The organism is Acidimicrobiales bacterium (genome assembly GCA_035546775.1).
Lineage (GTDB): Bacteria > Actinomycetota > Acidimicrobiia > Acidimicrobiales > JACCXE01 > JACCXE01.
In genome coordinates, this window is record DASZWD010000016.1 from 41651 (window position 1) to 49674 (window position 8024).

9 protein-coding genes are annotated in these 8024 nt (G+C 68.5%); 7 read left to right on the plus strand and 2 right to left on the minus strand.

What is annotated here, in order from left to right:
• Positions 1 to 5: 5 nt before the first annotated feature.
• From VHC63_03425 to VHC63_03445, 5 genes are read left to right on the plus strand one after another with little or no spacing between them, the layout of a single operon-like run.
• The gene (locus VHC63_03425) at positions 6 to 239 is read left to right on the plus strand and encodes a DUF3107 domain-containing protein (protein HVV35627.1); all 234 of its coding nucleotides are present in this window, start codon (positions 6 to 8) and stop codon (positions 237 to 239) included.
• On the plus strand, positions 239 to 1195 hold the full coding sequence (locus VHC63_03430; protein HVV35628.1) for an ArsA family ATPase: 957 nt from the start codon (positions 239 to 241) through the stop codon (positions 1193 to 1195). Before VHC63_03425 ends, VHC63_03430 begins: the two co-directional genes overlap by 1 nt.
• On the plus strand, positions 1195 to 2346 hold the full coding sequence (locus VHC63_03435) for an ArsA-related P-loop ATPase (GenBank protein ID HVV35629.1): 1152 nt from the start codon (positions 1195 to 1197) through the stop codon (positions 2344 to 2346). Before VHC63_03430 ends, VHC63_03435 begins: the two co-directional genes overlap by 1 nt.
• Positions 2347 to 2349: 3 nt before the next feature.
• Positions 2350 to 3804: a histidine kinase N-terminal domain-containing protein gene (locus VHC63_03440; GenBank protein ID HVV35630.1), complete on the plus strand. Its 1455-nt coding sequence runs from the start codon at positions 2350 to 2352 to the stop codon at positions 3802 to 3804.
• Positions 3801 to 4478 (plus strand): glycerophosphodiester phosphodiesterase, encoded by a 678-nt coding sequence (locus VHC63_03445; protein ID HVV35631.1) that lies wholly within the window; start codon positions 3801 to 3803, stop codon positions 4476 to 4478. The genes VHC63_03440 and VHC63_03445 overlap by 4 nt, the downstream gene beginning before the upstream one ends.
• Here the strand turns inward: VHC63_03445 and VHC63_03450 are convergent.
• A complete protein-coding gene (locus VHC63_03450; protein ID HVV35632.1) occupies positions 4475 to 5392 on the minus strand; it encodes a diacylglycerol kinase family protein in 918 nt (305 codons plus the stop codon). The two genes, VHC63_03445 and VHC63_03450, sit on opposite strands and share 4 nt — an antisense overlap.
• Positions 5367 to 6188 carry an SDR family NAD(P)-dependent oxidoreductase gene (locus VHC63_03455; GenBank protein ID HVV35633.1) on the minus strand — a complete coding sequence of 274 codons (822 nt, stop codon included), beginning with the start codon at positions 6186 to 6188 and terminating at the stop codon, positions 5367 to 5369. The genes VHC63_03450 and VHC63_03455 overlap by 26 nt, the downstream gene beginning before the upstream one ends.
• Positions 6189 to 6256: 68 nt before the next feature.
• Here VHC63_03455 and VHC63_03460 point away from each other — a divergent pair, with 68 nt between their 5' ends.
• Both VHC63_03460 and VHC63_03465 read left to right on the plus strand, forming a co-directional pair.
• Complete coding sequence (locus VHC63_03460; protein HVV35634.1) at positions 6257 to 7033, plus strand: electron transfer flavoprotein subunit beta/FixA family protein; 777 nt, start codon at positions 6257 to 6259, stop codon at positions 7031 to 7033.
• Positions 7034 to 7990 (plus strand): electron transfer flavoprotein subunit alpha/FixB family protein, encoded by a 957-nt coding sequence (locus tag VHC63_03465; GenBank protein HVV35635.1) that lies wholly within the window; start codon positions 7034 to 7036, stop codon positions 7988 to 7990.
• Positions 7991 to 8024: the final 34 nt, after the last annotated feature.

Sequence of the window (8024 nt, forward strand, 5' to 3'; positions counted from 1 at the left end):
AGGTCGTGGACGTCCGCATTGGTGTCATCTACACAGGCAAGGAGCTCGAGGTCGAGCTGCCCGACGAGACGAACCGCGACGAGATCTCCAAGCTGATCGACGCGGCCGTGTCGGGCACCAACCCGGTGCTGTGGCTCACCGATCGCAAGGGCAAGACCGTCGGCGTGCCCTCCGACCGCATTGCCTACGTCGAGCTCGGTCGGTCGAACGCGGACCGGAAGGTCGGCTTCGGCGCCTAATGCCAGCACCCGCTGATCTGCTGGATCGGCGCCTGCTCATCGTCACCGGTAAGGGTGGCGTGGGCAAGACCACTACGGCCGCGGCGCTGGCGCAGCTCGCCGCCGACCGTGGCAAGCGCACGCTTGTGTGCGAGCTTGACGCCAAGGGCAACCTTTCGCATTTTCTCGAATGCGGCCCGACCAAATTCGAGCCACGCGAGGTCAGCCCCAACCTCTTCGCCATGTCGATGGACAGCGAGGAGTCGCTAAAGGAGTACTTGAGCCTTCAGCTGCGCCTGCCGCTCCTGGTGCGCATCGGCCCGCTCAACCGCATCTTCGAATACGTGGCGACCGCCGCGCCCGGCGTCCGCGAGATCCTCACCATCGGCAAGATGGTGTGGGAGGTGCGCGAGCAGCACTGGGACCTCATCGTCGTCGACGCGGTCGCGTCGGGCCACATCGTCGGCCAACTCACCGCGCCGCAATCGATCAACGAGCTCGTGTCCGTCGGCCTCATCCGCCAGCAGACGGACTGGATGCTCGAAATCCTCGGTGATCCGGCGATCACCGGACTCATCGTCACGGCGACGCCCGAGGAGATGCCGGTCAACGAAACGCTCGAGCTGGCGGCGCGGCTGGACACGGAAACCAACGTCGACCTCGCGGCCGTCGTGATCAACCGCGTGCTGCCCGAGTTGTTCGGTCGGCGCGAGGAGGAGTTGTTCGACGCCCTCAACACGCCCGAGCGTCGCGCCGAAATCGGGGCAGCGGCCGGCGGCTCGGTCGACTACCTGATGGAAGGCGCGTCGCTGGCCGTCGCCCTACGCCGCGGAAGTGCCGAACACCTCGAGCGCCTGCGTTCGGAACTCGACCGCCGCGTGCCGATGCTGTACGTGCCGTATCTGTTCATGCGCACCCACGGCATGCGGGCGACGCGCATGGTCGCCGCTGCCTTGTCCGCGGAGTTGGGCTACTGATGGCGCGCGCCGGATCGATCGAACAGCTCCTGGCGGCCAAGGAGATCGTCGTGTGCTGCGGGTCGGGCGGCGTTGGCAAGACGACGACGGCGGCGGCGCTCGGCGCGCTGGCGGCGACACGTCATGGCGGCAAGGTGCTGGTCCTCACTGTCGATCCGGCGCGCCGCTTGGCCAACGCCCTCGGCCTCCAGGGGTTCGGCAACGTGGAGCGGCGCGTGCCCGAATCGGCGTTCGAAGCGGCAGGGGTGAAGCCGCGCGGCGAGCTGTACGCCGCCATGCTCGACACCCGTCAGAGCTGGGACGACCTGGTGAAGCGACACGCGCCGGACCGCGCCACCGAGCACGCGATTCTCGAGAACAAGCTCTACCAAAACTTCGCCGGTCGCTTCGTGCAGAGCCACGACTACATCGCCATGGAGCGGCTCTACGAGATCCATGCCAGCGGCACCTACGACCTCGTGATCGTCGACACGCCGCCGACGCGCAACGCCGTCGACTTCCTCGACGCCCCCGAGCGCATGGCGGAGTTCTTCACCAGCCGCTTCCTGCGCCTGCTCATCGCGCCCTACCGGTCGCGGTTGGTGAGCATGGCGAGCAAGCCGTTCTACCAAGTGGCCGACCGGATCCTCGGCACGCAGTTCCTCCAGGACATCGCGGAGTTCTTCATCCTCTTCCAGTCGATGTACGACGGTTTTGTCGAGCGCGCCCGCGCGGTGTCGGCGCTCTTGCGCGACAGGCGCTCGACGTTCGTCGTCGTGTCGACGCTCGAAGCGGCACCACTCGACGAGGCCGAGTTCTTTCTCGAACAACTCGGCGCGCGCAAGCTGCACCTCGGCGCCATCGTGTTGAACAAGGTGCTGCCGGCGTACTTTCTCGATCCCGAGTCGTACCGGGTCGCCGAGCGCATCCCGGGCGAGGCGAAGCAGCTGGCGGCAGCCGTGGTGAAGGACGGCGAGGACGACGCCGACGTGGCGCGGGTGCTCGACGAGATCGCCGATAGCTACCTTCGGTTCTCGGTGGTCGCCCAACGCGAAGCCGAACAGCGCGCCGAGTTGGCCGCGTCGCCCGACGTGGTCGCCGCGGTGCCCTACTTCGAGACCGACATCACCGATCTCGGCGGCCTGCTGCACCTCGGCGAGAAGATCTGGTAATCGGTGGCCACGCTCGCCGAATTGGCCCGCGCGCACACCAAACTCAGCGACGACGCCATCGACCATCTCCAGCGTCTGATCCGCGGCTGGGGCATGCTCGCCGACCTGTGTTTCGGTGACCTCGTACTGCTGGCCGAAGCAACCGACGACGACTTCGTCGTGCTGGGCCAGATGCGCCCGAGCACGAGCCAGACGCTGCACCACGACGACCTCGTCGGGCGCAGGATCCCCGAGGCCGACCGGCCCGTCGTCGCCCGCGCGTTCCGCTCCGGCGAGATCGTCGAGGGCGAGGTCGGACTCGGAGAGCTCGCCGACCGCGTGCGCATGCAGGGCATCCCGGTGCGCCGCGACGGCAACGTGATCGCCGTGATGACCCGCGAGGCCCCCCTGTCGGCGACGCGGCGGCCGGGGGCGCTCGAGCGCGTCTACGGCGACACGTTCGAGCGTTTCGCCCGCATGATCGTGCGCGGCGAGTACCCCTTCGCCACCGAGGACGACGTGGGCGAGGACACGCCCCGCGTCGGCGACGGCGCCATCGTGCTCGACGCGTCGGGCCGCATCGAATACGCGTCACCCAACGCCGTCAACGCGCTGCACCGCATGGGCATCCACGCCAACGTGACGGGCAGCCGTCTCGACGACGTCGGCGTCGAAGAGACCGCCGTCAGCCGCGCCTTCTTCGCCGGCAAGCCCGTAACCGAAGAAGTCGAGCGGGCACCCGACGTGGTCGTGCAGTTGCGCTGCTTGCCGTTGCTGCATCGCGGTGACGTGACCGGTGGGCTGGTGTTGTTGCGCGACGTCACCGATATCCGCCGCCGTGACCGCCTGCTGCTCTCGAAGGACGAGAGCATTCGCGAGATTCACCACCGCGTGAAGAACAACCTCCAGACGATCTCGTCGCTGCTGCGGCTGCAGGCGCGCCGCTTGCCGTCGCCCGATGGCAAGGCGGCGTTGAAGGAAGCGGAACGCCGGATTCGTTCGATTGCGCGCGTCCACGAAGTGTTGTCGATGGACCCGGGGGACCAGGTGGCCTTCGGCGACGTCGTGCGCGACCTCGTGCGCATGGCCGAGGAGTCCGTCGTCGGCGGTCGCCACGTCGAGTTCCGGATCGAAGGCGACGCCGGCGAGTTGCACGCCGAGGTGGCGACGCCGCTGGCGGTGGTCATCTCGGAACTGCTGCAGAACGCCAGCGAGCACGCCTTCCCCGAAGACAGTGGCGACGACGACGCCTACGGGCTCGTCACGCTCAAGCTCCACAACGACGGGCACGACCTCGACGTCGAGGTGCGCGACAACGGCGAGGGACTGCCCGAGGGCTTCACCCCGGAGTCCACCGACAGCCTCGGCTTGTCGATCGTCACCAACCTTGTTACGAGCCAGCTGAAGGGGACGATCGACATTCGCTCGGACAACGGAACCGTTGTCGAACTTCGCATCCCGCTGCTGAACACGCGATGAAGATTCTCGGACACCGCGGTGCGTCGGCGGAGGCGCACGAGAACACGCTCGAAGCCTTCACCCGTGCGTTCGAACTCGGCGCCGACGGGGTCGAACTCGACGTGCGCCGCACCAAGGACGGCGCGCTGGTCGTGCACCACGATGCCGCCGTCGTGACGGGACGACTGATCGTCGAGTCGAACGAGATGGAAGTGCCGCTGTACGTGCCGCACCTCGAGGCGGCGCTGGAAGTGTGCCCGGGCTTGGTCAACATCGAGATCAAGAACGTGCCGATCGACCCGGACTTCGACCCCGAAGAGCGCGTCGCCGCCGGCGTCGTGGCGCTGGTACGCCGCCTGAAGATCGCCGATCGCGTCGTCGTGTCGAGCTTCGGTCTCGCCGCCATCAACGCCGTGCGTGCCGCCGATCCGTCGATCGCCACGGGCTGGTTGACGATCTCTGCCTACGACCAACTGCAAGCGCTCGGCACCGTCGTCGAGCACGGCCACGGCGCCATCCATCCGCACCACACGACGGTCACGGCCGAGTTGGCCGACGCGGCCCGCGACGCCGGCGTCGTGATCAACACCTGGACGGTCGACGACCCGGTCGAGATGCGCCGCCTCGCCGACCTCGGCGTGAATGCCATCATCACCAACGACGTGGCGTTGGCGGTGCAGACGGTGCGTCCTTAGGGGACCACGAGGTCGAGGCAGTCAGGCTGGTAGCGCAATTCGAGGCGGTCGACTTCACCGACGAACTCCCCGTCGAGTTGGTACGGGAACTTGCGGTGGCCGACGAGGGTGAGCGAGTCGACGTCGACGCGGCGGTCGATGCGGTGCGACCGCCGGAGGTGGCGGCCCGACCCCATCGCCGAGCCGGCCGCGCCGATGATCGTCGCGAAGCTCATCGAGCGCAGCGTCGTGACGGCGAGTCCCGAGTCGAGCGTCGCTTCAGGCGCTAGCGACAGCGGCCGTCGTCCGAGGTACGTGTAGGGGTCGGTCTTCTGACAGATCGAGAAGTACCCGTCGTCGATGATCGTGCCGTCGGCGTGGTGGACGGCGAACGCCGGCGTCTTGTGGTCGAAGCCGCGAAACCACGTGCGGAACGCCGCGTACACGAACAGCGGGTTGCCGGCGTAGCGCTTGAGCGACGAGCGCTTCTCGACCTCCTCGACGACGGCGGCGTCGAAGCCGGCGCCGACGTGGAACGTGAAGTAGCGGCCGTTGGCGTTGCCGAGTCCAACGCGCTTGCGCTTGCCGGCGCGCAGCGCCTCGATGAGTGCGCCCGTCGCCTCGATCGGGTCGTTGGGCAAGCCGATGGTGCGGGCGAACACGTTGGTCGACCCGCCCGGCAGCGCCGCGAGTGCCGTCGCCGAGCCGACGAGTCCGTTGGCCGCCTCGTTGAGGGTGCCGTCGCCGCCGAGCACGACGACGACGTCGGTGCCGTTCGCCGCCGCGCCCTGCGCCAGCCGCGTGGCGTGGCCGCGACGACTCGTCTCGGCCACCGTGACGTCGGCCTCGGCGCCGAACGCCGCCTGGATGACGACGCGAGCGCGCGGGGTGACCGACGACGCGGACGGGTTACACAGCAGGAGGACGCGAGGCATCGGTCTCCGATGCTTTCACGTCGACGCCGGCGAGGAGGACTCGCCCCAGTTGGCGCGGCACCGTCGCGATGACGGGGAAGGCGGCGGCGCGCTTGGGCATCCGCAGGTAGGTGTCGTCGCGCTCGACGGCGCGCACGATGGCGCGGGCGACGCGCTCGGGTGGCAACTCCTTCACCAGGCGCAGCGCCCGCAGCCGATCGAGGGACCGGTGCATCGGGCCGTGGGCGTCGAGGCTGTTGCCCATCTCGTTGTCGACGGGGCCGAGCTCGACGAGCGTGGTCGACACGCCGGTGCCGGCGAGCTCGGCGCGCATGTAGCCGTTGAAGTGACTCAAGCCCGCTTTCGTCGCGCCGTAGACCGCGACGCCGGGGAGGCAGGACGAGCCCGCCATCGACGAGATGTCGACGATGCGCCCGGTGCGCCGCGCCAGCATCCCAGGCAGCGCAGCACGGGTCAGCTGGATCGGCGCGTGGAGGTTCACGTCGATGAGCGCGTCGATCGAGGCCGGATCCATCGCGTCGAACGCGGTCGTGTCGAGGAGACCGGCGTTGTTGACGAGCACGTCGATCGGCCCGTGCGCCTCGATGCGCCGAATGAGGCCGTCGCGCTGCGTACGGTCGCCGAGGTCGCACGGGTGGGCCTCGCCGTCGAGATCGGCCGCCAGCTTTTCGATCGCGTCGGCTCCGCGAGCGACCAGGACGACGCGAGCACCGACCGACGCGAATCGGCGGGCGAGATCGGCGCCGATGCCCCGCGACGCTCCGGTGACGACGACCCGCTTTCCGCGCACGTTCACGGCTCGACGCTACCGGCAAGTAACCCGGTTTGGTGCGGCCCACCGAGAATCGGCAAGACTCCTGCCCCATGAACGTCGTTGTCTGCGTGAAGCAGATCCCGGACCCCGCCAATCCTGGCTCGTTGGGTCCCGATAACTTCCTTGACCGTTCCGGCAAGCTCATCATCGACGACTCGGACATGTACGGCGTCGAGATGGCCCTGCAGCTCGTGACGGCCGCCGGTGGCGGCTCGGTGTCGCTCGTGTCGATGGCGCCGAACGGCGAGACGGCCGGTCTGCGCACCGCCCTCGCCATGGGCGCCGAGAAGGCCACGCTGGTCTCCGACGATGCGCTCAAGGGCTCGGACGCGCTCGGCACCGCCAAGGTCCTCGCTGCCGCCATCAAGCGCAACGAATACGACCTGATCCTGGCGGCCACCGAGTCGACCGACGGCTACACCGGCACCACGCCGGTGCAGATCGCCGAGCTGCTCGACCTGCCGGCGGTGACCTTCGCCAAGCACATCGAGGTCGACGGCTCGAACGTCAAGGTGCAGCGCCAGACCGAAGCCGGCTACGACGAAGTCACCTGCCCGCTCCCGGCGCTGGTGACCGTGACCGCCGGCGTCGTCGAGCCCCGCTACCCGTCCTTCAAGGGCATCATGGCCGCCAAGGGCAAGCCGCTCGACCAGCTGACCGTCGCCGACCTCGGGGTCGACGCCGGCGCGGTTGGCGCCGCCGGCTCGGGTCAGAACATCACCAACGTGGCCGCAGCCGAAGAGCGCAAGGCAGGCGAGATCGTCGTCGACGAAGGCGACGCCCACGAGAAGATCATTGCGTTCCTCGACCAGCTGAAGGTGATCTAAGTGGCGAAGGTTTGGGTGCTCGCGGAGGCGGCGAACGGCAAGGTCTCGTCGCTCTCCCTCGAACTGCTCACCAAGGCGCGTGAGCTCGGCGACGTCGAAGCCGTCGCCTGGGGCGCCGATGTGGCGTCGCTGGCCGGCGACCTCGGCGCCCACGGTGCGTCGGTTGTCCACGACCTCGGCGACCTCGGTCAGTCGCTCGCCGGCGTGCCGGTGGCTGCGGCGATCGCTGCGGCCATCGAGGCCGGCAACGGTCCTGACATCCTCCTCATCGGCCAGTCCTACGACGGTCGTGACGTCGCCGGTCGCCTGTCGGCCAAGCTCGACAAGCCGGTGCTGACCAACGTCGTCGGCCTCGACGCCGGCGATCCGCCAGTGGCGTCGCACGCCATCTTCGGTGGCTCGACGATCGTGCAGGCGACCTTCACCGGCAGCGGCCCGTTCATCTACCTCGTGCGGCCCAAGTCGTTCGCGGCGGAGCCGAACGGGGGCAGCGCCACGGTGCAGAGCCTCGCCGTTCCCGAGACGGGGGCGACCAACGCACCCGTCGTCAACGAGCGCCACGTCGAAGAGCGCACCGGACCGCAGCTCGACGAGGCCGCGGTAGTCGTGTCGGGTGGCCGTGGCCTCGGCGAGGCGGCGAACTACCAGATGGTCGAAGACCTGGCGAAGCTGCTCCACGGTGCGCCCGGCGCGTCGCGTGCCATAGTCGACGCCGGCTGGGTGCCCTACGCCTACCAGGTCGGCCAGACGGGCAAGACCGTCAAGCCGACGCTGTACATCGCCTGCGGTATCTCGGGCGCCACTCAGCACATGGTCGGCATGAAGGGCTCGAAGAACATCGTGGCGATCAACAAGGACCAGGAAGCGCCCATCCTCCAGATCGCCGATCTCGGCATCGTGGGCGACGTCCACAAGGTCATGCCCAAGCTCATCGAAGCATTGAAGGCCCGCGGCTAACCCCGCAAACCGAAAGCACACGCCGAACTGGGCG

Bases quoted from the DNA above. Each gene is read 5' to 3' on its own strand.
- VHC63_03430 (HVV35628.1), top strand. From the start codon at position 239: ATGCCAGCACCCGCTGATCTGCTGGATCGGCGCCTGCTCATCGTCACC.
- VHC63_03435 (HVV35629.1), top strand. From the start codon at position 1,195: ATGGCGCGCGCCGGATCGATCGAACAGCTCCTGGCGGCCAAGGAGATC.
- VHC63_03445 (HVV35631.1), top strand. From the start codon at position 3,801: ATGAAGATTCTCGGACACCGCGGTGCGTCGGCGGAGGCGCACGAGAAC.
- VHC63_03450 (HVV35632.1), bottom strand. From the start codon at position 5,392: ATGCCTCGCGTCCTCCTGCTGTGTAACCCGTCCGCGTCGTCGGTCACC.
- VHC63_03460 (HVV35634.1), top strand. From the start codon at position 6,257: ATGAACGTCGTTGTCTGCGTGAAGCAGATCCCGGACCCCGCCAATCCT.